1 protein-coding gene is annotated in these 375 nt (G+C 65.1%); it reads left to right on the plus strand.

Annotated features, from left to right (window positions below; translation table 11 throughout):
• The coding region (locus tag JW897_RS24165) for a calcium-binding protein (RefSeq protein ID WP_275899904.1) at nucleotides 1-375 on the plus strand (375 nt) is incomplete at both ends.

The following is a 375-nucleotide window of genomic DNA, read 5'->3' on the forward strand; positions in this document are numbered from 1 at the left end:
TGCTGCGCAGCGGCAACGACATGGTGTTCCGCCATATCAACGGCCAGGACAGCGTGACGGTGAAGGACTGGTTCGCCGACCAGAGCAACTGGATCGAGCTGATCACCTTCGCCAGCGGCGTGAAGTGGACGGCCGATCAGCTGATGCAGCAGGGTGTGCCGCTGCTGGGCAGCGACCAAGGCGATACCTTGCGCGGCGGCAATGTCAACGACTGGATGCTGGGCAACGGCGGCAACGACTCGCTGTACGGCGGCAACGGCAACGACCTGATCGAAGGCGGTGCGGGCGACGACGGTCTGTTCGGCGAAGAAGGCAACGATACGCTGCGCGGCGGGGTCGGCAACGATCTGCTGAACGGCGGCAACGGCGCCGACT

Origin of the sequence: Chromobacterium alkanivorans, assembly GCF_016937655.1 — a bacterium.
GTDB classification, from domain to species: Bacteria; Pseudomonadota; Gammaproteobacteria; order Burkholderiales; family Chromobacteriaceae; genus Chromobacterium; species Chromobacterium alkanivorans.